The organism is Sphingobium sp. PNB (assembly GCF_019873065.1).
In the GTDB taxonomy this organism is placed as follows: Bacteria; Pseudomonadota; Alphaproteobacteria; order Sphingomonadales; family Sphingomonadaceae; genus Sphingobium; species Sphingobium fuliginis.
Genome location: NZ_JAINEZ010000089.1, coordinates 1 through 20,298, shown reverse-complemented (window position 1 = coordinate 20,298; position 20,298 = coordinate 1). Strand labels below are relative to the sequence as shown.

Annotated in this window: 17 protein-coding genes; 5 read left to right on the top strand and 12 right to left on the bottom strand. The window is 63.1% G+C overall.

The genetic code is table 11. The features are described from left to right. Positions 1 to 199 precede the first annotated feature (199 nt). The 4 genes from K7W03_RS22135 to K7W03_RS22120 form a co-directional block, all read right to left on the bottom strand. Positions 200 to 1,333 carry an acyl-CoA dehydrogenase family protein gene (locus K7W03_RS22135; RefSeq protein ID WP_025550549.1) on the bottom strand — a complete coding sequence of 378 codons (1,134 nt, stop codon included), beginning with the start codon at positions 1,331 to 1,333 and terminating at the stop codon, positions 200 to 202. 6 nt (positions 1,334 to 1,339) lie between these two features. Next, the gene (locus K7W03_RS22130) at positions 1,340 to 2,527 is read right to left on the bottom strand and encodes an acyl-CoA dehydrogenase family protein (protein ID WP_025550548.1); all 1,188 of its coding nucleotides are present in this window, start codon (positions 2,525 to 2,527) and stop codon (positions 1,340 to 1,342) included. An 87-nt stretch (positions 2,528 to 2,614) separates the two neighbouring features. Next, positions 2,615 to 3,496: an MDR family NADPH-dependent oxidoreductase gene (locus K7W03_RS22125; RefSeq protein ID WP_238320119.1), complete on the bottom strand. Its 882-nt coding sequence runs from the start codon at positions 3,494 to 3,496 to the stop codon at positions 2,615 to 2,617. 85 nt (positions 3,497 to 3,581) lie between these two features. After that, positions 3,582 to 4,424, bottom strand: coding sequence for an IclR family transcriptional regulator (locus K7W03_RS22120; RefSeq protein WP_025550544.1), 843 nt, complete (start codon positions 4,422 to 4,424; stop codon positions 3,582 to 3,584). Positions 4,425 to 4,583: 159 nt separating this feature from the next. Between K7W03_RS22120 and K7W03_RS22115 the strand changes: the two genes are divergently transcribed. Further along, positions 4,584 to 5,357, top strand: coding sequence for an IclR family transcriptional regulator (locus K7W03_RS22115; RefSeq protein WP_044660671.1), 774 nt, complete (start codon positions 4,584 to 4,586; stop codon positions 5,355 to 5,357). Positions 5,358 to 5,382: 25 nt separating this feature from the next. Here K7W03_RS22115 and K7W03_RS22110 read toward each other — a convergent pair whose 3' ends face one another. Continuing rightward, on the bottom strand, positions 5,383 to 6,609 hold the full coding sequence (locus tag K7W03_RS22110) for an amidohydrolase family protein (RefSeq protein WP_025550540.1): 1,227 nt from the start codon (positions 6,607 to 6,609) through the stop codon (positions 5,383 to 5,385). A gap of 282 nt (positions 6,610 to 6,891) precedes the next feature. Between K7W03_RS22110 and K7W03_RS22105 the strand changes: the two genes are divergently transcribed. From K7W03_RS22105 to K7W03_RS22095, 3 genes are read left to right on the top strand one after another with little or no spacing between them, the layout of a single operon-like run. Continuing rightward, on the top strand, positions 6,892 to 7,320 hold the full coding sequence (locus K7W03_RS22105) for a carboxymuconolactone decarboxylase family protein (RefSeq protein WP_025550538.1): 429 nt from the start codon (positions 6,892 to 6,894) through the stop codon (positions 7,318 to 7,320). Beyond that, positions 7,317 to 8,954 (top strand): AMP-binding protein, encoded by a 1,638-nt coding sequence (locus K7W03_RS22100; RefSeq protein ID WP_319024333.1) that lies wholly within the window; start codon positions 7,317 to 7,319, stop codon positions 8,952 to 8,954. The genes K7W03_RS22105 and K7W03_RS22100 overlap by 4 nt, the downstream gene beginning before the upstream one ends. A 19-nt stretch (positions 8,955 to 8,973) precedes the next feature. Next, entirely contained in the window at positions 8,974 to 9,462 is a 489-nt protein-coding gene (locus K7W03_RS22095) for a VOC family protein (RefSeq protein WP_226870406.1), read from the top strand. A gap of 25 nt (positions 9,463 to 9,487) precedes the next feature. Here K7W03_RS22095 and K7W03_RS22090 read toward each other — a convergent pair whose 3' ends face one another. From K7W03_RS22090 to K7W03_RS22060, 7 genes are all read right to left on the bottom strand, one after another. Next, on the bottom strand, positions 9,488 to 10,576 hold the full coding sequence (locus K7W03_RS22090; protein WP_226870405.1) for a phosphotransferase: 1,089 nt from the start codon (positions 10,574 to 10,576) through the stop codon (positions 9,488 to 9,490). Between the two features lie 102 nt (positions 10,577 to 10,678). Next, the gene (locus K7W03_RS22085) at positions 10,679 to 13,027 is read right to left on the bottom strand and encodes a TonB-dependent receptor (RefSeq protein WP_025550532.1); all 2,349 of its coding nucleotides are present in this window, start codon (positions 13,025 to 13,027) and stop codon (positions 10,679 to 10,681) included. A 318-nt stretch (positions 13,028 to 13,345) separates the two neighbouring features. After that, positions 13,346 to 14,590 carry a hypothetical protein gene (locus K7W03_RS22080; RefSeq protein WP_025550530.1) on the bottom strand — a complete coding sequence of 415 codons (1,245 nt, stop codon included), beginning with the start codon at positions 14,588 to 14,590 and terminating at the stop codon, positions 13,346 to 13,348. Positions 14,591 to 14,630: 40 nt separating this feature from the next. Continuing rightward, the gene (locus K7W03_RS22075; RefSeq protein WP_226870404.1) at positions 14,631 to 15,842 is read right to left on the bottom strand and encodes a sulfotransferase family protein; all 1,212 of its coding nucleotides are present in this window, start codon (positions 15,840 to 15,842) and stop codon (positions 14,631 to 14,633) included. 75 nt (positions 15,843 to 15,917) lie between these two features. Next, positions 15,918 to 16,868 (bottom strand): MarR family winged helix-turn-helix transcriptional regulator, encoded by a 951-nt coding sequence (locus tag K7W03_RS22070; protein WP_226870402.1) that lies wholly within the window; start codon positions 16,866 to 16,868, stop codon positions 15,918 to 15,920. 56 nt (positions 16,869 to 16,924) lie between these two features. After that, positions 16,925 to 18,052, bottom strand: a complete 1,128-nt coding sequence (locus K7W03_RS22065) for an acyl-CoA dehydrogenase family protein (protein WP_025550525.1) — start codon at positions 18,050 to 18,052, stop codon at positions 16,925 to 16,927. Between the two features lie 16 nt (positions 18,053 to 18,068). After that, entirely contained in the window at positions 18,069 to 19,271 is a 1,203-nt protein-coding gene (locus K7W03_RS22060; protein ID WP_025550524.1) for an acyl-CoA dehydrogenase family protein, read from the bottom strand. 149 nt (positions 19,272 to 19,420) lie between these two features. Between K7W03_RS22060 and K7W03_RS22055 the strand changes: the two genes are divergently transcribed. Next, positions 19,421 to 20,194, top strand: coding sequence for an SDR family NAD(P)-dependent oxidoreductase (locus K7W03_RS22055; RefSeq protein ID WP_025550522.1), 774 nt, complete (start codon positions 19,421 to 19,423; stop codon positions 20,192 to 20,194). The last annotated feature ends 104 nt before the right edge of the window (positions 20,195 to 20,298 follow it).

The following is a 20,298-nucleotide window of genomic DNA, read 5'->3' as shown; positions in this document are numbered from 1 at the left end:
CGCTGTTTTGCAACGGCTAAGTCAGAAGCTCGCTACGCTCGCGCCCACCCCTAACCCCTCCCGTTTACGGGAGGGGAATGTCTTGGATTGGCCAATTTCCCGCCATTCCGAAACTCTCCAAGCGGCCTAACCGCCTGGAACATGCGCCCTATGCTGACGGAAGCGCGCCGATCCCCGTCAGCGACATCAGCAACGACCCTCAGGCAGAGGCGGGATAGACGCCGCGCTTTTCCACGAGACGGGCGAGATGCCAGTCCCGGTCGCCCAACAGCGCGTCGATGGCGGTCAGCCGCTTGAAGGCATGCCCGACCTTATATTCGGCGGTGATGCCGATGGCGCCGTGCATCTGCACCGCTTCCTGCCCGATGATGCGGCCTGACTTGCCGATCTGCGCCTTTGCTGCGGAGATGTTGCGGCTCCGTTGATCGGCATCGCTGTCGAGCGACAGCGCCGCAAGGATCGCCATGCTGCGCGACAGTTCAAGCTGCATCAGCATTTCGACGGCGCGATGCTGGAGCGCCTGGAAACTGCCGATGGCGACGCCGAATTGCTGCCGGGTCTTGAGATAGTCGACGGTGACATCGAACGTCTCCGCCATGGCGCCGACCGATTCCGCCACCAGTGCAGCGGTCGCTTCCTCGAACACGCGGGCCAATATGCCCTCCCCCTGCCCCGTCGCGCCGATGAGCGCATCCTTCGGGACATTGACGCCCGACAGGGCGAGCGTGGCGACCGGCACGCCATCATAGCCGCGCTTCCCCTCGACCGTCACGCCAGCCGCCGCCGCATCCACGAGGAAGAGCGAAAGGCCCTCTCCCGTTATTGCGCTCACGATGAACGTATCGGCGCTCTGCCCATGCAGGACCGCGATCTTGCGGCCATCGAGCGTCCATCCATCGCCCGACGCAGACGCGGTCGTGCGCGCCGCCAGCGTATGGCGCGGCAGGCCCTTCTCGCCATGCGCCAGCGTCAGGATGCGCTCGCCAGCCGCAATGCCCGGAACGATGTCCCCGCGCTGCTGCGCTGACGCGCCATGGCGCAGCACGCCGCCCGCCAGCACCACGGTTGCGAAATAGGGTTCGACCATCAGGCCGCGCCCCAGCGCCTCCATGACGATCATCATCTCCACGCCGCCGCCGCCGAAGCCGCCATCTTCTTCCGCGAACGGCAGCGCGAGCAGGCCCATCTCCGCAAGACCTGCATAGGCCTCCCGGCTCCAGCCATCGGGCGTCCTGAGCGCATGTTCGCGCTTCTGGAAGTCGTAGGTTTCCGCCACGAACCGCGTGACGGTTTCCTGCAGCATCTTCTGTTCGTCGTTCAGGTCGAAATCCATGGCGCGTCAAAGTCCCAGCATGGTCTTGGCGATGATGTTCTTCTGGACCTCATTGGACCCACCGAAGATCGACACCTTGCGCATCGTGAAATAGAAAGGAGCGGCAGCGCCGATCCAGCCATCGTCCGGATCGTTCGGCGCATGATCATGATCGGGCATGGCAAGGCCCGCCGGGCCTGCCAGCTCAGCGACCAGTTCGGTCATGCGCTGCTGCATTTCCGTGCCCTTGACCTTCAGGATGGACGCCGCCGCATTGGCGCCGCCGCCATGGGCATCGGCGGCGACGACGCGCAACTGGGTCAGTTCCAGCGCCCGCAATTCCACCTCCACCTCCGCCAGCTTGTGCGCAAGGCGGCGCTGTTCTTCGTCGGTCAGGGTGCCGTCCGCGGCAAGGCGGCTCTCCAGCGCGCGCAGTTGCGAAAGCCTTTCCTTGGAAAGACCGATGCGGGCGATGCCGCTGCGTTCGCTGCCCAGCAGATGCTTGGCGACGTCCCAGCCCCGGCCTTCCTCGCCAATGACATTCTCCACCGGCACGCGCACATCGTCGAAGAAGACTTCATTGGCGTCATGCTCGCCGTCGATCGTCTCGATCGGGCGGACGGTGATGCCCGGCGTCTTCATGTCCAGCAGCAGGAAGGTGATGCCCTGCTGCTTCTTGCCGCTGCTGTCGGTGCGGAACAGGCCGAACATCCAGTCCGCATGCTGGGCCTGTGTCGTCCAGATCTTCTGCCCGTTGAGGACATAATGATCGCCGTCTCGAACCGCCGTCGTCTTGAGGCTGGCAAGGTCGGAACCGGCGCCGGGTTCGGAAAAGCCCTGGCACCACCAGATGTCGATATTGGCGGTGACCGCCAGGAACCTGTCCTTTTGCGCGGGGGTGCCGAACTTGCACAGCACCGGACCGATCATGTTGACATTGAACGGCGATCCTTCCGGGGCATGGGCCAACGCCATCTCCTCCTGAAAGATATAGCGCTGAGCCGGCGTCCAGGCCTGCCCGCCATATTCGACGGGCCAATGCGTCACGGCCCATCCCCGCGCGTTGAGGATGCGTTGCCACCGCACCGTATCCTCCTTGGTCAGATGATCGCGGTTGATCATCTTGCGCCGCAGATCCTCTGGGAGGGCTTCCTTGAGGAAGGTCCGCACCTCATCGCGGAAGGCCGTTTCCTCGGGCGTAAAATCCAATTTCATCGCGCTGTTCCCATATAAGAACCCCTTCCCCAGCAGGCATCGGGCTTCCAAGTCAACGGCGCGACCAAGGCCTTCACATGCCCGATATCATTGCGTCAGATCGAACAGCACGCGCCCGCCCCCGCCCGTCCGGGCAAGCGCAATCCCCTCCTCCGCACGGGACAGCGGAACGATGGCGCGCACCGGCAGGGACGGCGGATCGGCGGCATGGAGCGCGGCCAGTTCCGCGAACATGGCGTGCACGCCCTCAACACCCATGGCCTCCTCCGCGGGGCGAAGGCTGAAGCCCAAGATCGAGAGGCCACCCCCGGTCAGCAATTGCGAACGAACCTGGATCGGCTCGCCGGAGAGATGGCCGAACAGCAACAGCCGGCCGCCCGGCGCCAGGCAGCTTGCAAGCCGGTCGGTCGCCGCGCCCGCCACGCAATCGAGTGCGGCGCGGACAGGCCGCCCGCCCGACGCCGCCAGTGCGCGCTCCGCCAGACCGTCGCCGTCCAACAGCGCATCGGGTGTCGCGGGATGCGGCCTTCCCACGACATCGACAACCTTGACGTCCATGCGCGCGGCAAAGGTGCGAACCCAATGCGCCACGACCGATCCCGCACCATTTTGAATGATCGCATCGCCCGGAAGCACGCCAGCATGGCGCAGGAGCAGATGCGCAGTAGGAGGGTTGATGCGCAACATCGCCGCCTGCACGGGATCGAATCCGGCCGGCAGAGCTATCAGATGGCGACGGGGCAAAAGGCGCATCGCACACCAGTTGCCCCGGCCAAGCACCATCACCAGATCGCCCGGACGAAGGTCGGCAACGGCTTCGCCCACTGCCTCCACCAGCCCCGCGCCCTCGGCTCCCAGCGGTTGGTCATGCGGCAGATCAAAGGAATATCCGCCTTCAATCGCCAGAAGGTCAGCCGGATTGACAGGCGCATAGGCCATGCGCACCAGCACTTCATCATTCCGGGGCACGGACGGCGCCGGCGCCTCCGCAAGGCGGACACGCCCCTTTCCGCAGGGCAGCACCGCGCGGTTCACGCCGATACCGGCCCTGCGCTCAGGCGAAATGCCGCCGGTAGCTGGCGATCTTGATCGTCTCGGGCATTTTCACGACATTGCTGCTGTCCCGCTCCAGCCCGTCTTCCTCCTGATGCAGTTCGGCAATCCGGGCTTTGCGGCTGATCAGCAGGTCCAGCATTTCCTGTCCGCGCTCCGCAATCACGGACGGCCGGGCGATGACGCTGACGGTCAGCCGATCCATATTCCGGCCGAAAGGCAGCAATACAGCGACGCAGCCGACCCCGTCCCGATCCTGTTCGATGGCCCAGCCCTTTTCACGCAGCACGGCGAATTCGGACAGAAGCTCGGCCAGGCGGACATGCCGGGACAGGTCTGTTTCCTCCGCGTTCAGGCGGTGGACCGCGGAACGGATGCCTTCATTGCGGTAGCTCGAAAGCAGCAGCCGCCCCTGCGTGCTGTGCAGGATGGACAGCTGATCGCCCGCATGAGCATCGAGCGCATCCTCATTATTGCCGTGGATGACATGCAGATGCTGCAGCACATAGTTGGAACTGGTCGACAGCAGCACCGTTTCGCCCGTCAGCTTGGCGATCTCGTCGATTGCGGACAGCACCGGCCCGCCACGGAACAATGAAGGCTTCACCCAGGCGCCGAGCAGGGCGACCCGCGCGGTCGGACTGTAGGTCCGGCGAACGCGATTATAGTGGAGATAGCCCAGCCGCGTCAGGCAGCGGAGCAGTTCGGATGTGCTGGATTGCGGATAGTTCAGCGTGCGCGACATTTCCATGACGGTGGCGACGCGGCGATCCTGGTCGAAATATTCCAGGATCTCCAGCACTCGATGCGCGGATTTGATGGTCCGGGATGCGCTGGTGGCCATTGGCTTTCCTCTTCCTCCCGCGGATGCATGAAATTGCATCTGCTGCACGGATTTTCGTACCGCATCATGAATATAATGTCCAACGGTTTTTCGAATTGCGTTCGAATTTTCGAACGGCTATGCAATGCGAGTTGAGACCGGAAAGGTGAACAGGGGACGATGCAGCAGGCCAAATCAGAGGAAACCCGCGCCCGCGGACCGAAGGCGATCACCCGCGTGCTCGATCTGCTGGCCCTGCTGGCAGGCAAGCAGGACGGCATGAGCCTGGCCGAACTCAGCGTGGTCATGACGGTGCCCAAGAGCACATTCATCGACACGCTGCGGGGCCTGTGCGACATGCATTATCTGTCCTGTCAGGAGGGGCGATACCGACTGGGTCCGGCGGCCTATCATTTCGCCAGCCGGATCGTGCGCCATTGGTCTGCGCCGGAACTCATCCGCGCCCTGGTCAAGCAGCTCGCCTCCGAAACCCGCGAGTCGGTGGGGTTCGCCATTGCCGATTGGGAAATCGGGCAGGCCATCTACACCGAGGCGAGCAACAGCCCGCAGCCGGTGCGATATGCCATGCAGGCGGGGCTGCGTGCGCCGCTCTACGCCAGCGCTGCCGGGCGTGTCCTCATGGCCTTTGCCAGCCCCGAACAGGTGGAGGAATATCTGGCCCGCGCCCATCTCAGGAAGTTGACGGACAGCACGCGGACCGACCCCGATGTCATCCGCGCCGGCCTCGCGGCGATACGCGAACAGGGCTATTGCGCCAGCTTCGGGGAGATGTTGAGCGACACCGCGGCCCTGGCGGTGCCGGTCATGGGCCCTGACGGCGATCTGCTGGGGGCGCTCATGCTGGCGGCTCCGCTGGACCGGATGAAGCAGAATTTCGAACGGCTTCTGAATGCCACGGTGGAGGCGGGCCGCCACGCCTCAGCGGGAAGCTGACGCGCGGCGACGGGTCGGATCAGGTTCAGACCGGCAGGCCCATGAAGCGCATGCCGTTTTCATACATGACCTTGCGCACATCCGATGCCGACAGGCCCCTGCACGCTTCCTCCGCGAACAGGCGCGGTTCCGCGACGCCTTCCGCATGGGGATAGTCCGATCCCATCAGAACCCAATCGGCATTGCCGACCTGATCGATGATGGATTTCAGATCGTCCTCCGGATAGGCGACGACCGACATATGGCGAGCAAAGATGGCGCTCGGCCGGTCCTTCAACTGGCCGGCGGGCCAATGGCCGTTCTTCGCGATGCCCCGGCACTTGTCCATCTTCACCAGCATGGACGGAACCCATTCGGCGCCATTTTCGGCCGACAGCAGCCTTATATTGGGAAAGCGTTCGAAGAAGTTCCAGAAGATGAAGCTCGACAGCGTCTCGATCACCGGCCGTTCCGAATAGCCGTGCATCCACACGAAGGCGGACTGCCGGATGCGCGATTGCTGCATCCCCTCCCCCCACAGCGCCATATGATCCTTCATGTAGATGGCTTCGGAGACATGGAAGACGACGCGGATGCCGGCTTCATTGGCGATCGCCCAGAAGGGATCGTGATCGGGATGCGCGGGCGCCTTGCCGTTATAGGGGCCCATCGGCATCAGGATGAGCTTCGCGCCCTTGGCGACGACATCCTTCAGCGCCTTGCAGGCTTCCTCGACATTGTCGAGCGTCATGATGGGGCATGAGAAGATGCGGTCGTTGTAATTATACTTCCACTGGTCGTACATCCAGCCATTATAGGCGTTCAATACCGGATAGGCATAGCGCGGGTCGTCCAGGAAACTGATGGCCGTGATCATGTTGCCGACGAAGAGGATGGACGAACGCACATCCCAGGCATCGAGCAGTTTCACCCGTTCCCCCGGCTCGACCATGGCCGGGGTCTTGGGCACATGCATGTCGATCTCGGCCTTGCCTTCCTTCATGGCGCGCAGCCATTCATGCAGCTTGCCGGGCGCGGGAACGCGGCCATCCTCGAACAGATGGTCGGCGCTGATCTCCACCTTGCGCGGCCCCACATACATGGCGAAGTCGCTGTCCGGTCCTGTCTTGAACGTGACGCCATAACGTTCGGCGGCGTCTTGGGGCAGATATTTCGTCCACGCCTCATCCGTTTCCCAGAAATGCGTATCGGCATCGAAGATCGGACCGGAATAGACAGGCGAAGTTTCCGCCGCTTCGATTTGTGCAGACATGATGTTCCTTCCCCAAAACCATGACGTTATTCGATATGATCTGGACCACGCCGCCATCAAACCCGGGCGCCGAGTGTCGAAACCTGTAAGTGTCGAAATCTATATAGGCATGGCTGCATGTCGCGAATATCGGCCCGGCCCTGCCATCACATAGGCGATGGGATGCTGATGCCATCAGATGGCCGATCAGTGTGTGTTACCCTCCGATGGCGGTGGCGGCGTTATTGACGCGGGCACGCCGCCACCCATAGGCCAGACAATCAAAACGCATGGAGGCAATGGATGGCTGAGCTGGACGAGAAACAGAAATCGGGCGTCGACTTCATCAGCGGCATCATGGGCGAAGGGTTCGGCAACGCCTTTCGGGAAGCCTGCACCGCTGACCGTTTCGGCTCGCCCATTCCGCGCATGGCGGCAAGCTGGGCCTTTCACGACGCGTGGCAGCATCAGGGCCTTGCGCCCAGGGAAAAGAGCATGGCCGTCATATCGGCGCTCATCGCCATGCGACAGTCGCTGGAACTGAAGAACCACGTCAAGATCGGCATCGCCAACGGACTGACGGCGCAAGAGCTGGAGGGATTGCTGGTGCAGCTTACGCCCTATGTCGGCTTCCCCTGCATCGCCTCCGCCACCACGGCGGTCATCGAGGCCATGCGGGAAGCGGGCGTGTCCCCGGACGTGCAGACGGCGGAGGAAAAGGGGCTGTTGTGACCGGCGCGACGACCATGGCGAATCCGCATTTTTCCGACCTGCCGAAGACGCTGGAACACACATTGCCGGAAGTCATCGCGCATGTCGCGGCACGCTATGGCAGCACGCCCTTCATCATAGGCGAGGACGGAGCGCGGATCAGCTTCGCGCAATATAAGGACCGGGTGGACGGTCTTGCCCGCGCCCTGATCGCCCATGGCGTCGCCCATGGCGGCCGGGTGGCGATCTGGGCGCCCAACAGCCCGGAATGGATGATCGCGGCGGCGGCGGCGGAAAGCATCGGCGCGATCATGGTGCCGGTCAACACCCGCTTCAAGGGTGGGGAAGCGCTCTACATATTGGCGAAGACGCGCGCCAAGATCCTGTTCACCGTGACGGGATTTCTGGGCAATGACTATGCCGCCATGCTGGTTCAGGCGGGCGGCGGCGCAGGCGAAACCGGGCCGGTGCGCGACCTGCCGGGGTTGAGCCATATCGTGGCGCTGGACGGGCCTGCCTTCGCCGCCTTCCAGCGCGAACAGGCGGACGAGGCCGCGCTGGCGGCGCGAATCGCGGCCGTGACGCCGCAGACCATCGCGGACATTCTTTTCACCAGCGGCACCACCGGGCAGCCGAAGGGCGCGATGCACAATCATGGGCAGGCGCTGTGGGTGCCGGCCATCTGGAACGAATCCAACGACCTGCGGGCGGGCGACCGCATGGCCATCGTCAATCCCTTCTTCCACAGCTTCGGTTACCGGTCGGGCTGGATTTCCGCGCTGGTCGCGGGAATCACCGTCTATCCGCTGGCGACATTCGACGCGGAAGCGCTGCTGGGGCTGATCGAGCGCGAGAAGATCAGCGTGCTGATGGGACCGCCGACCATCTTCTTCTCGCTGATGGAGCATCCGCGTTTCGGCGCGTTCGACATCTCATCCCTGCGGGTCGGGCATACGGGCGCATCCAATGTTCCGATGGAGTTGATCCGCGCCGGGCGGGAAATATTCGGGTTCGACCTGTTCCTGACCAGCTTCGGCCAGACCGAATGCACGGCGCTGGCCACAGTCAACTATCCCGACGCCAGCTTTGAAACCATTGCGAAGACCGTCGGCAAGCCGCTGCCCGGCGTCGAACTGCGCATCGTCGATGGGGACGGCAATCCGCTGCCTCCCGGAGAAAGCGGCGAACTGCTGATTCGCGGGCCAGTGGTCATGCAGGGCTATTTCGAGGAGCCGGAGCAGACCGCGGCGACGATCGACGCGGATGGCTGGCTTCATAGCGGCGATGTCGGGTGCATTGGCGAGGACGGCACGCTCCGCATTCTCGACCGCCTCAAGGATGTCGTCATCGTCGGCGGATTCAACGCCTATCCGGCGGAGATCGAGAATATCCTGCGCAAACATCCCGCCATCGCTGATGTCTGCATCATCGGCTGGCCCGACGATCGCATGGGCGAGGTCTGCGCAGCCTGCGTCATCCTTAAGGCAGGCGCGGCGCTGACGCTGGCTGAACTGACCGCCTGGAGTCGCGAGCAGATGGCGAATTACAAGGTGCCGCGCCATTTGTTCCTGGTGGATGACTTTCCGCGCACGCCCTTGGGGAAAATCCAGAAATTCCTGCTGCGCGACCAGGCGAAGGCCCAAGCCGCGGGCTGATCACAGAATGGAAGCGAGCATGACCATGAAATTCAAGGGCGACTTCTATCAGATCGGCGTCGTCGTGCGCGACATCGATGCAGGCATGGCGCATTATCGCAATCTGCTGGGCCTTGGGCCTTTCTGGCGGCTCGATACCGATTATGAAGGGCGCTATCGCGACTGGCGCGGGCGCTTCGCCAATAGGAACGCCTTCACCAAATGGGGCGACGTCTATCTGGAAATGATCGAGCCGGTGGTCGGCCAAGGGAACGCCAGGGAATGGCTGGAAACGCGCGGTGAAGGCATTTTCCATCTCGGCTATGCGGTCGACGACCTGTCGCAGCGGCCCGATGGCGTCGATTGCGTGTTCGAGAGTTGGGGCGCCAAAATGCCCAATGGCGATGCGGCGGTGATCCACCTCGATACGGTGGAGCAGCTTGGTTATTATGTGGAGCTTTCGGACCGGGCTTTGGTCGACAGGCTGAACGCCAGAATCGACAAGTTCATGAATGAACTGGCGATATGAACGCGCGCTGCGTCTCCTATTTGCCTTAGGGCAATAGGAGACGCAGATCGTGGTCGAGCGCCGCCTGCCCGAAGCGGGCGGCATAGGCGGTGTTGACGGCCTCGGTCTGGAAGCGCACCTCATTGGTGAGGAAGATGAACAGGCCCCACAGAATGGACCGCCTGTAGTCGAGCCAGGCCGATTCCCAATCCAGAACGGGACCACCCTCCCGCGCCAGCGCGTCGAGATAGATACGCAGAAGATCGCCTTCCCATGCGGCGCGGTCAGCCAGGTCGGCGGCGCAGACGATATGATAGGAGACTTCATGGTGCCAGGCGGTCTGCGCCACCTGCGCGTCGAAATAGCCGGGCGTGCCGTCCTCCAATATGTAGAGATTGCCCAGATGCGTGTCGCCATGGATCAGGCAGCGGGGCTGGGCGCGCTGAATCTCTCCTATGGTCATCAGCGCCCGTTCCATCCAGTCGCGGTCGTGCAGCCGGGTGGAGACGGCCGCGCCACGCGGCGAGGCCATATAATGCGCCCAGACATCGGGCAGGAGATAACGGCGCATATAGTCCAGCCCCCAACCGTCGAACCGGCTGGCGATGTCGGCCCAGCGGCCACCGGGCCGGAAATGGGGTGAAGCCCAGGTCGCGGCATGATAGGCGGCCATGGTCTCCATGCGGCGGGCGATCTGGTCGAACCGCTGCGGACGCAAGGCGTCGCAGAAATCGACGCCGGGGCGCTTCAGATCCTCCATGATGACGATGGACTGGTGCGAATGGGGGTCGGTGCCCGCGAAATAGGCGCGCGGCGACGGCATGGGGATGAGCGGCTGGATGTCGGCGTAGAAGCGCGTTTCATTGGCGTACATCGCCGCCATCTTCGGGCTATGCTCCTCAAAGCCGCCCTTGACGATCAGGGTTTCGCCAATCTGCCCGGCGCCCTCCCCTTCCACGGCGAGGCGAACGCGAATCTTGGTCGATGTGCCGAGAATGACATCGATCACCTGCGATTCAACAACGGATATATGAGGCAGCCGCTGGCGCAAGGCGCGGGTCAGCCACGCGCTGTCGATCTGCTGCGGCGTCAACGGCAGGGCTAGCGCATCGGCGGGATAAGCCTCACTCATCATTCTCTCCAGCGTCGTTTCCGCACAGAATGCCAGACGGCGGCGTGCAAGAAAAAGGGGACGCAGAACTCTGCGCCCCCTTGATGCTTCACGGCCCGGGCCGGATCAGAATTTGAAGCCGACTTCCACGCCATAGGTGCGCGGTTCGCCGTAGACGCTGTTCTGGAAGCCCAGCCCTTCCGCGATGAGGCCCAGCACGCCGATGCGGTAGGTCTCGTTCAGCGCGTTGTTGACGAAGGCCGCCACCGAAGCGCCCGAACCGCCGACATTGTTGAGTTCGGCGCGCAGGTTGATCAGCGAATAGGCGGGCTGCACGCCCTGTATCTCGAAGTCGTCGAGATAGATCTTGCTGCGCCAGGTATAGTTCAGGACGAAGTTGAGCTGGCCCAGATCTTCGCTGACCGGCGGCGAAATGGTTGCCGTGGCGCCGAGCTGATGCTTGGGCACCCCGCGCTGTTCGAACTCGGTCAGGCCGTTCAGCACGACCCGGCCCGCCCGGATGTCGACCTTCGTATAGGAATAGAAGGCCGCCAGCGAGAAGCTGTCGGTGCTGAAATTCGCCTCGAACTCGCCGCCGACATTGCGCTGCTTGGCGGTGTTGTCGACGATGGTGAAGACATTGCCGTCGATGAAGGTCGCGCGCTGCTTCTGCACGTCGCTGCCGTCCTGACGGAACAGGGCGGTGCTGGTGGTCAGGCGGCCCGCGCCCAGCCGGTGGTTGGTCTTCAGGCCGATTTCATATTCATCGACGAATTCGGGCAGGAACGGCCGCAGCGTGATCGCGTCGGTGGCCCGGGTCGAAAAGCCGCCCGCGCGGAAACCATGGCGATAGGACGCATAGGTGGTGACTTCCGGGCTCGGCTCATATTGCACCGTCGCGTCGTAGGTCCATTCCTTGAACGACTTGCTGTTGGTGAAGGAACATTGGCTGAGCGGAACCCGCTGAACGCCGGCAGTCGACGTATCGGTGTCGAACGAGCAGCGGCCGAAGGTGCCGTCAGCATTGGGATAGTTGGGCTGCGAAGGCGAAACGGTGATCTTGCGCTTGTCATAATTATAGCGAAGACCGCCGGACAGGCTGAGCTGATCCGTGACCTTGAAGGTGCCGGCGACGAATGCGGCCGCGGTGCGCGAATAGCCTTCGCCCGGATTGCTGGTGACGAACAGCGTCGCGTCTGTCGTCGCAGGATTGAGGCCGGCTCCCAGGATATTCAGTTGAGGCAGCGTATTGGCGAGCGAACCGTCAATGCCCTTTTCCTCGAAATAATAACCGCCGACGATGAGGTCGAGCCGGTTTTCGAACATCTTGGCCTGAAGTTGCAGTTCTTCGGAAATGTTGCGTGAACGCGCAAACTGATAAGGGGCGATCAGGAAGGCGGGAATGCCGTCATAATCCTGAACGGTATCCCGACGCTCCTTGCGATAACCGAAGATATTCTTCAGCGTCAGGCCGTCGGCCAGATCCCAGGTCGTCTTGTTGGTGATGCCCCAGTTCTTGATGCTCTCCCGCGGCAGGCCGAACACGTCGAGATTGCTGCCATTGCCCGACCCGGAATTGAGCGTGAAGCGGCGCGAGCGGAAAAGCTGCTGCGCCTCCGCGAACTGACCCGGAATATCCGCGAGTCTGGCATAGTTGTTGAGAGCCGAAGGATAGTTGATGGACGTAAGGAAAGACGCCGTGCCGTTTTCCCGCGACTTGAACCAGTCGAATATAGTCAGCGATTCGATGCCGTTGCCCGGCGAGACCAGCGCCGACACGCGGAACGTGTCGTAATTCTGGTTGTCGAGGCGCAGGCCGCTGCCGATGTCGCGCGCCCAGCCGTCGCGTTCGCGGGTCTTACCCGCGAAGCGAAGGGCGACGGAATCCCCGACCGGCACATTCACCATGCCGAACAGGTCGTGCATGTCGTAATTGCCATATTGGCCGCGCACTTCGCCGGCGAATTCGCCCAGCTTCGGATGAGCAGGCTCGACCAGCACCGCGCCGCCGGTCATGTTGCGGCCGAAGAGCGTGCCCTGGACGCCCTTCAGAACCTGAACCGATTCCAGATCGTAAAGGCTGTTGCCGAAACCATAGGGGCGCGGCTGCACTACTTCAGCGAAATAGGTGCCGACCGGCGGGTCGGTGAAAAGCTGCGTTTCCTGCGTGCGCTGGCCGCGCAGCGAGAAGGCGACGGTGTTGCGCTGGCTCTGCGCGCTCGTGATCGACAGCGAAGGGGTGCGATATTGCAGACCCTGAACGTCGGTCACGCCCGAGCGGGAAAGCTGTTCGCCCGAAATGGCGGAGACGGAAATCGGCACATCCTGGAGCGCTTCGTCGCGACGGCGCGCCGTGACCACGATGTCGCCGCTCGACACGCCTTCGGCCTGCGGCTGCGCATTATCCTGCGCGAAGGCAGGCGCGGATATGAACAGGGCCGCACAGGTCGCGGCAAGATAGCGTCGATAGGTCATTGCATCCTCTCAAGGACTGGATGGAACCGGCCAATAGGCTCTGCTCTGAAGCCGGCGAACGGATGAAAGCCAGCTAGCCTCATTTCCGGCCATGCCAAACCCTTGATTAGCGGATGTTATGCATCATCAGATACACGATCTTCTGATCGCCGGAGGAAGAGGATGAAGATTTGAGCGGATGGTTGATTCCAGGCCACAGTTCGACCGCCGGCTTTTCGCTTTCCATTCCTGGCGGTTACATGGGCATCAACATTCCGACCACAGCAAATCTCCAGATCTTCGTCGGATGCTTTTGTCCGGCCGCCCGGATATTTTCACTCAAACGCTGATCCTGCGCGACCAGGCGGCGCGCCGTGCGCGGAGTTGATCCTCGCGCTGCTGCCGGTTCGTCCGCACGATGCCGGCGGGCAAATGCGCGTCCAGCCGGTCGAAGGGCAGGATGTCGAGCCAGTGAATCGGCCCAGCGCCCTGCTGCGTTTCCGGAAGACCCTGCCAGCGGATCATCGGCAACAGGTCGCGCAATCCGTCCGTCTGCACCCAATTGGCGACGCCCGGATCGCGCGCCGATACGACCGCGGTGATCAGCCCGTCGGCATCGCGCGCCGATTGTGCCGCGGAGAGGCCGCTCTGCAAAAGATGCGCGTCGATGGACCGGTACCACCACATCGCCAGTTGCAGGCTGCTATAGGCCGCGCCGGCGGGGTCGAAGCGGATGATCGCCGCCTGATCCTCCTCCAGACGAAGTCTTCCGATGCTGCTTGCCTGGGTGACGAGGCCGCCGACGCTGGCCGTGCGCATGGGTTGCGGCATGCTGTTGGCCCGACGTGCCGCTGACAGGCGGAAGAACCAGAAATAGAGCGGCACCTCTTCCCGCGCCCGCCGCAGCGCTTCGTCCAGCCGCCGCTCGAAGGAGAAATGCTGGGCGCCGGCCGCATCGATCCGTTCGATCTCCAGAGCCAGTGGCGTCTCTCTTTCCCAATCCATCATCGAATCGCGCACGAACAGGAATTTGACGCGTGGATTGGTCGTCATGTGGTTGCGCCGCCCATTGGCGGGCTGATCGTCTATGGTGATCGTGAAGCGACCGTCCTGCGTCACATCGATGCCGGGCAGTTCGACTGTCTGGACGGTCATCGATGTGCCCCAATTCTCGACGAGCGTGAAGGACACATGCGCCGGGCAAGCGTCGATCACCCGGCCAGCGATCCGATAACGGCCGCCATGTGCGATGCCCGCGAGGCGATAACAATTGTCGGGATTGTCGCCGCCCATCCGCGCATCGGGCACGACCGCGCCCTTCCAGCCATGGCCCGGCATGAAATTACGCACGAAGCGAGGCCGGATCGGATCGCGGGCCGCCGCCTTGAACAGGTAATTGCCCATCCACGCATCCATCGCCGCGTCGAAAAGCGGCTCGACCTCCGGCGGCACGTCGCTGCCATGACCCACGCGCCAGAGCTGCGCGCAATGGTCGCGCGCCGCCCTGGTTGCCGCATCGTCCCACATGGCGCGAACTTCCGCTTCGGCGGCGAACTGATCCGCATTGGCGATTGGATTAGTCATCAGCCCTCTCTCATGTCGGCATTCGGCATCAGGCCGAACGTCAGGCGAAGCGCCCCAGCCTGAACCGGCGCGAATAGCCCTCGAACGCCGTCTCGATCATCTCGCGGGTGAGGCCGAAAGGCTCCAGCGCATAATCGTAGCGGCCATAGCGGTTGGAGGCATTGCCGGGATCGGCCAGCCAGGCCCGCATCCGCGCTTCGAATTCCCGTGTGCAATCCAGTTGCCAATGGCCATAGGCGCGGCGGATGACGTCCACCGGATCGCGCGTCAGGTCGTGGAAATCGACATGGAAGATGCGCGGATCGTCCACCAGCGGATTTTCCATCGTTTCGGACAACGATGCGGCGATGCTTTCGACAAAGGCGGGGCCAAGAGCCTGGAAATCCATCTGCCAGTTGGTGATGCCGCCATAGAGCACGGCCGTGATCGCCATGATCGACGGATGAACCTGAACCGGGTCCCGGTGCGGCCAGATGCACAGCGCATCGGGATAGGCTTCGAACAGCGCGTCCAGAGCGAACTGGTGATAGATGCCCTTGACCACCCAATGACTGGTGGGCTGCCGCCATTGCAACTGCTGGAGGAACTGGCGATGGAAGCGGTAGGCATCGGCAATATTGCTGGCGTCGAGGATCATCGCCAGCGCAGGCAGCTTGTACAGCAGCGAAGGATAGGCGTTCTGGAAGTCGAGGGTGAAGATTTCCTCGCATTCGATCGGGCAATGTCCGCGCTTGTCCCAATAGGGGTGCAGGGTCAGCAGACCGGGCGAGCGCATCAGCATCTCGTCCAGTTCCCTGGCGGCCAGTTCGATCCGTTCCGGCGTCGCCGGCACCTCGCCCGGCGGCGGACTGGGCGAATGGCTATGCCACCAGAGCGGTGCGCGGGCGCCAATATCCTCGGCCAGCAGCGAATGGATGAGCGTGGTGCCGGTACGGCCGAAGCCGATGACGAAAATGGGTCGCTCGATCTTCTCCTCGGCAATGGCGGGAATGCGCTTGCGATCGGCGGCAAGGCGCAGGCGCGTCGATAACAGCTTGCGCAGTTGCAGTTCGACGTCGGCCTTCTGCTCCGCGCGCAGAGGGGGCTGGTCGTTCAGCCAGGCTATGAACCGCTTGACCCGTCCGACCAGCGCGGGATCGGGCGTATCGAAATGGCCGGCGATCATCTGCGAGCTACGAATGAGAGCCGAAGCGTCTATGCCGGTCGAAAGGGCAGCGACATTTCCAACCTTTTCCGACCTGCTCCGCATCATCCGCTCCTATTTAGTTTACCAAGATATGGAAACTGGATCGGATTGGTGCTGAAAAGTCAATGAACCGGCAGAACATCACATATCTGGAGGAGGAAATTCGGAACGATCGTTCTTATCGGCAGCGGCCACGACCGCTTCCGCGACCGTCAGGGATTCTATCATGGCCTGATATTGCCGATCGCTGAGCATCGTTGGCCAAAGGATGTGCGGAGCGGTGCGATCGACCGCCACCAGCCTGGTGAGCGCGGCTCGACCTGCATGGGTCAATTCGATGAACAGGCCGCGCCGATCGTCGGGATTGGGAACGCGGCGAATGAAGCCGAGCGCCTCCAGCCGGTCGACCCGCTTGGCGACGCCCGCCAGCGACATGAGGAAATAATGTTTGAGCGCGGTCGGCGCGATGCGATGGGGCGGCCCCACGCGGTACAACGCATCGAGCAGGAGCACGTCGCCCGAGGTCAGCCCCTCCCTTGCGGCGGACTGCGTCATATGCCGCTCCATGCTGCGGGCGAGGCGCAGCAGGCGCGTGGTGACGGAATAGGCGCGGACCAGCACGGGATCATAGTCGGTCGCCCAGGCTGCCAGCGCGGCCTGAAGCGGATCGGGATTGTGCCGGCCATTATCGTTCGGACCCATATCGTTCAGGTACGGAGCATCGCTGACCTGCGCCTGCGGGTCGGGCAGGATGCGAAAGGCCGAGCCGGGCGCCAGCCGCCGGTCGGTCGACCAGAGCAGCACGCCCGCCTCGATCAGTTGATCGACCAGCCGGGATGCCGAGGATTTGCTGGCATAGTCCCACAGCCGGGCAAGGCCCGCCATGGATGGAATGGTGCGATGCACCGCATAATGCGCCTCCAGCGCGGCGCGGCATGCCTCAAGGTCCCGCCGCCCTTCCCCAGTCCTGGCCCTTCCCGTCATCGCGCCACAAAGCCATAGGCCGATACGATCCGCAAGGGGCGGGCGCGATCCGCCTGCCCGGCCAAGGACCGAAATTCCCGCCCAGGCGAATTTTCCTGCTTCGGTCAAACCCGTTCCTGCCTGCGCGGGAACAGCTTGTGCCTCGGCCCTGATCGGGACAGGCTTTAGCCGAAGATGCTGTTCCCGAACCGCTCGCCATGCTGGATCAGGTCGCCATATTGCTTTTCGATGCACATCAGGCGCCGGAAATAATGGCCGATCGCATATTCATCGGTCAGGCCATAGCCGCCATGCACCTGAATGCCGTTGCGCGAGACGGTCTGCCCGGCCTCCCCGACGACGAGCCGCGCAGCGGAGAGCGCGGCGGACCGCCTCGCCTCATCCTGATCGGCATTGGCCAAGGCATGATAGAGCATGGATCGCGCCTGATGGGCCGCGACGAAATTATCGGCCATGATATGCTGGATCGCCTGGAAGGAACCGATCGCGGCACCGAATTGCTTCCGCTCCTGAACATAGGCGCCGCAGATTTTGTTCGCTGCCTCCATCGCGCCCACCGCCTGGGCCATCAGCGCGATCGAAGCGCGGTCGATCGCCTCGCGCAGTACCGCCGAGCCGCGATTGCCGCCGATCAGCAGAGCCGCGGACGGCAGCTTTACATCGGCAAGGACGATGTCGGACGCGCGGGTGCCGTCGATCAACGCATAGGACCGGGCGGAAAGGCCGGATGCATCGGCGGGCACGAGGAACAGGCCGATGCCCTCCTCTCCCTCGATGCGAGCCGAGACGATCAACTGCCCCGCGCCCGGTGCATCGAGCGCCATGATTTTAGCACCCGACAGAATATAACCGTCGCCCGAAGGACGAGCCTGTGTGCCCGTCACTTCGACATCGAGCGGATGAGCGCCATTTTCCTGATGCGCGAGCGCGACGCGCAGCGTGCCGCCCGCGATCTCCCCCAGCAATTCCAATGCGCGCGCTTCGTCCGCCGCCTGCTTGAACACATGATCGGCCAGGACGACCGTGCTGACATAGGGTTCGGTCGCCAGCGCCTTGCCAAGCGCGATGTTGAGCAGCGCAATATCCTCCATCGTGCCGTCCAGACCGCCCGCTGCCTCCGGCACCGGCAGGGCGAGCCAGCCCAGTTCCGCGAACTGCGCCCAGCGCGCCTCGTCAAAGCCCAGCGCGCTCGATCGCTGATGCCGCCAATATTCGACGTCGGCATTTTCGGACAGCAGCCGATCGGCGCTGTCCAGAAGCATCGCCTGAATGTCCGACTTCGCGAAATCCATTGTCCCTGTCTTCCCCTCAAAGGCCGAAGGCGAGCCTGGCCAGAATATTCTTTTGGATCTGCTTCGAGCCGCCATAGATGGTCGCCGCCCGGTTGATCAGCGCCACGGTGGTCCGGCCGGGCGCATAGTCGGGCCACACGTCGGTGGGCGCCGGCGGCGGGACGGGCGCGGCGTCGAAGAAGCGCAGCGACTTGGCGCCCATGGCGTCGACCTGCAACATGGTGATTTCCTGCTGGAGTTCCGAGCCCCTGATCTTCAGCACGGAGGCGGCGGCAGCCTCCGGCTCGTCCAACTCCTCATGCGCCAGCACGCGCAGCACGGACCATTCCAGCGCGAGCAGATCCGCCTCCGCCTTCGCGAAACGGGCCCGGAAGGCGGGATCGTCCGCGACGCGGCGGCCGCCCACGCTTTCGCCAAGCGCGATGTCCTTCGCGCGGGCAAGCTCACGCTTGCTCCAGTAAATGAAACTGGACGTGGTACGCTCATGCTCCAGCAGGAACTTGGCATAGGTCCAGCCCATGCCCGGTTCCCCGATCAACTGGTCGGCGGGCACTTCGACATTGTCCAGGAACACCTCGCACAGATGCGCCTCGCCATTGATCTGCGGAATCTGGCGCACGGTGATGCCCGGCGTGTCCATCTTGATGATCAGGAAACTGATGCCGCGCTGCGGCTTTACAGTCTTGTCGGTGCGGACCAGGAAAAAGCCCCAGTCCGCATGCGCGGCGCCGCTGGTCCAGATCTTCTGCCCGTTGACGATATATTTGTCGCCGACCAGTTCGGCGCTGGTGCGCAGCGAGGCGAGATCGGAGCCCGACCCCGGTTCGGAAAAGCCCTGCGCCCACATCGTCGCGCCTTCGCGGATCATGGGCAGGAACCTGTCCTTCAGATAATCGGAACCATAGGTGTAGAGCACCGGCCCCAGCATATGCGTGCCGCCCCAGTCGAATTCGGGCGCGTCGGCCTTGTACAATTCCTCATTGAAGATGAAGAGCTGCATCGGAGTCCAGCCGCAGCCGCCAAACTCCACCGGCCAGTGCGGCACGGATCGGCCATGGGCGTTGAGGATGCGCATCCATTCCAGCAAGTCGGGCACGGCGGCGTTGTTGGCGACCTTCCGACGCTGGCGCTCCTTCATGTCGGCGGGCAAGACGCTGTCGATAAAGGCGCGCACTTCCGTCCGGAAGGTTTGAAGATCGGGATCGAGGCGCAATTCCATCGGATCGGCTCCGGCTGACTATAGGGTGATACCCGATTTCCATGGCCTGCACTCCCCAGGGGTGCAAGCAGGGCGGGGAGCAGCATCATCCATGCGATGGTGCGGCGGCACGATTTGACAGTAGATAGTCGTCATGATGAAAATCATACATGCAAAATGCAGATAAAGAAGATGCGGATGCGGAACGCGGCAGTCTGATATGGATTTCGGGCGCGACCGAGGGCATCGGCCTGGGCCTGGCGCGCAACGTTCCCTATGGCGATGCGCGCATCATCAATTTGTCGCGGCGGCCGCATCCCCATCATGAGAGCATCTTCCTCGACCTGGCCGATCCCGAGAGTTGGGACAATGTCGGCGCGCATTTTGCCGATAGCCTCGCCAATTTTCGGGGTGCCCGCGCGATATTCATCCAGAACGCGCATATGAAGGGGATGACGGGCTTTGTCGGAGAGGTGCCGCCGGACGATTATGCCCGCGACATCACCGCGAATGTCGCCGCGCCGCTTCGGTTGGGAGAGATGTTCCTGCGCGCGGTCGGAGAGAGCGGTTTTGCCGGAGAGGCGGGGCTGGTCATGATGTCCTCTTCCTCCGCCCGCTCTCCCACCATCGGACAAAGCGTCTATTGCGCCGGCAAGGCCGCCCTGGAAATGTGGGTGCGGGTGGCGCGCCGGGAACTGGCGATGCGGGATAGACGCAACGTCTGGGTCACGGCGGTGCGGCCCGGCTTCGTCGACACCCCCCTCACCCGGCATGTCGCGGCGATGGCCGACGACCATTATCCGATCGCTTCGCAGATGCGCAGGCAGATGGAACAGGGCATCGGCGTCATGGACATAGACAGCGCGGCGCGCCAGATCTGGGCCGCATTGCCGACGGACCAGTCGCTGCTGCTGTTCGGTGAGCAGGTGCGGCGGGAAGCCTAGAGTTTGTCCTGCCCAGGCGGGGTGGATAATTCCAGACTCGCCGGACTGAGTGATTTGGGTGGAATCAGGACATTCCCCCTCCCGCAGGCGGGAGGGGTTAGGGG

Excerpts from the sequence above, each read along its gene's own strand:
- K7W03_RS22095 (WP_226870406.1), top strand. The coding sequence starts at position 8,974 with ATGACCATGAAATTCAAGGGCGACTTCTATCAGATCGGCGTCGTCGTG.
- K7W03_RS22085 (WP_025550532.1), bottom strand. The coding sequence starts at position 13,027 with ATGACCTATCGACGCTATCTTGCCGCGACCTGTGCGGCCCTGTTCATA.
- K7W03_RS22075 (WP_226870404.1), bottom strand. The coding sequence starts at position 15,842 with ATGATGCGGAGCAGGTCGGAAAAGGTTGGAAATGTCGCTGCCCTTTCG.
- K7W03_RS22060 (WP_025550524.1), bottom strand. The coding sequence starts at position 19,271 with ATGGAATTGCGCCTCGATCCCGATCTTCAAACCTTCCGGACGGAAGTG.
- K7W03_RS22065 (WP_025550525.1), bottom strand. The coding sequence starts at position 18,052 with ATGGATTTCGCGAAGTCGGACATTCAGGCGATGCTTCTGGACAGCGCC.
- K7W03_RS22055 (WP_025550522.1), top strand. The coding sequence starts at position 19,421 with ATGCAAAATGCAGATAAAGAAGATGCGGATGCGGAACGCGGCAGTCTG.
- K7W03_RS22130 (WP_025550548.1), bottom strand. The coding sequence starts at position 2,527 with ATGAAATTGGATTTTACGCCCGAGGAAACGGCCTTCCGCGATGAGGTG.
- K7W03_RS22110 (WP_025550540.1), bottom strand. The coding sequence starts at position 6,609 with ATGTCTGCACAAATCGAAGCGGCGGAAACTTCGCCTGTCTATTCCGGT.
- K7W03_RS22115 (WP_044660671.1), top strand. The coding sequence starts at position 4,584 with ATGCAGCAGGCCAAATCAGAGGAAACCCGCGCCCGCGGACCGAAGGCG.
- K7W03_RS22080 (WP_025550530.1), bottom strand. The coding sequence starts at position 14,590 with ATGACTAATCCAATCGCCAATGCGGATCAGTTCGCCGCCGAAGCGGAA.
- K7W03_RS22105 (WP_025550538.1), top strand. The coding sequence starts at position 6,892 with ATGGCTGAGCTGGACGAGAAACAGAAATCGGGCGTCGACTTCATCAGC.
- K7W03_RS22120 (WP_025550544.1), bottom strand. The coding sequence starts at position 4,424 with ATGGCCACCAGCGCATCCCGGACCATCAAATCCGCGCATCGAGTGCTG.
- K7W03_RS22135 (WP_025550549.1), bottom strand. The coding sequence starts at position 1,333 with ATGGATTTCGACCTGAACGACGAACAGAAGATGCTGCAGGAAACCGTC.
- K7W03_RS22090 (WP_226870405.1), bottom strand. The coding sequence starts at position 10,576 with ATGATGAGTGAGGCTTATCCCGCCGATGCGCTAGCCCTGCCGTTGACG.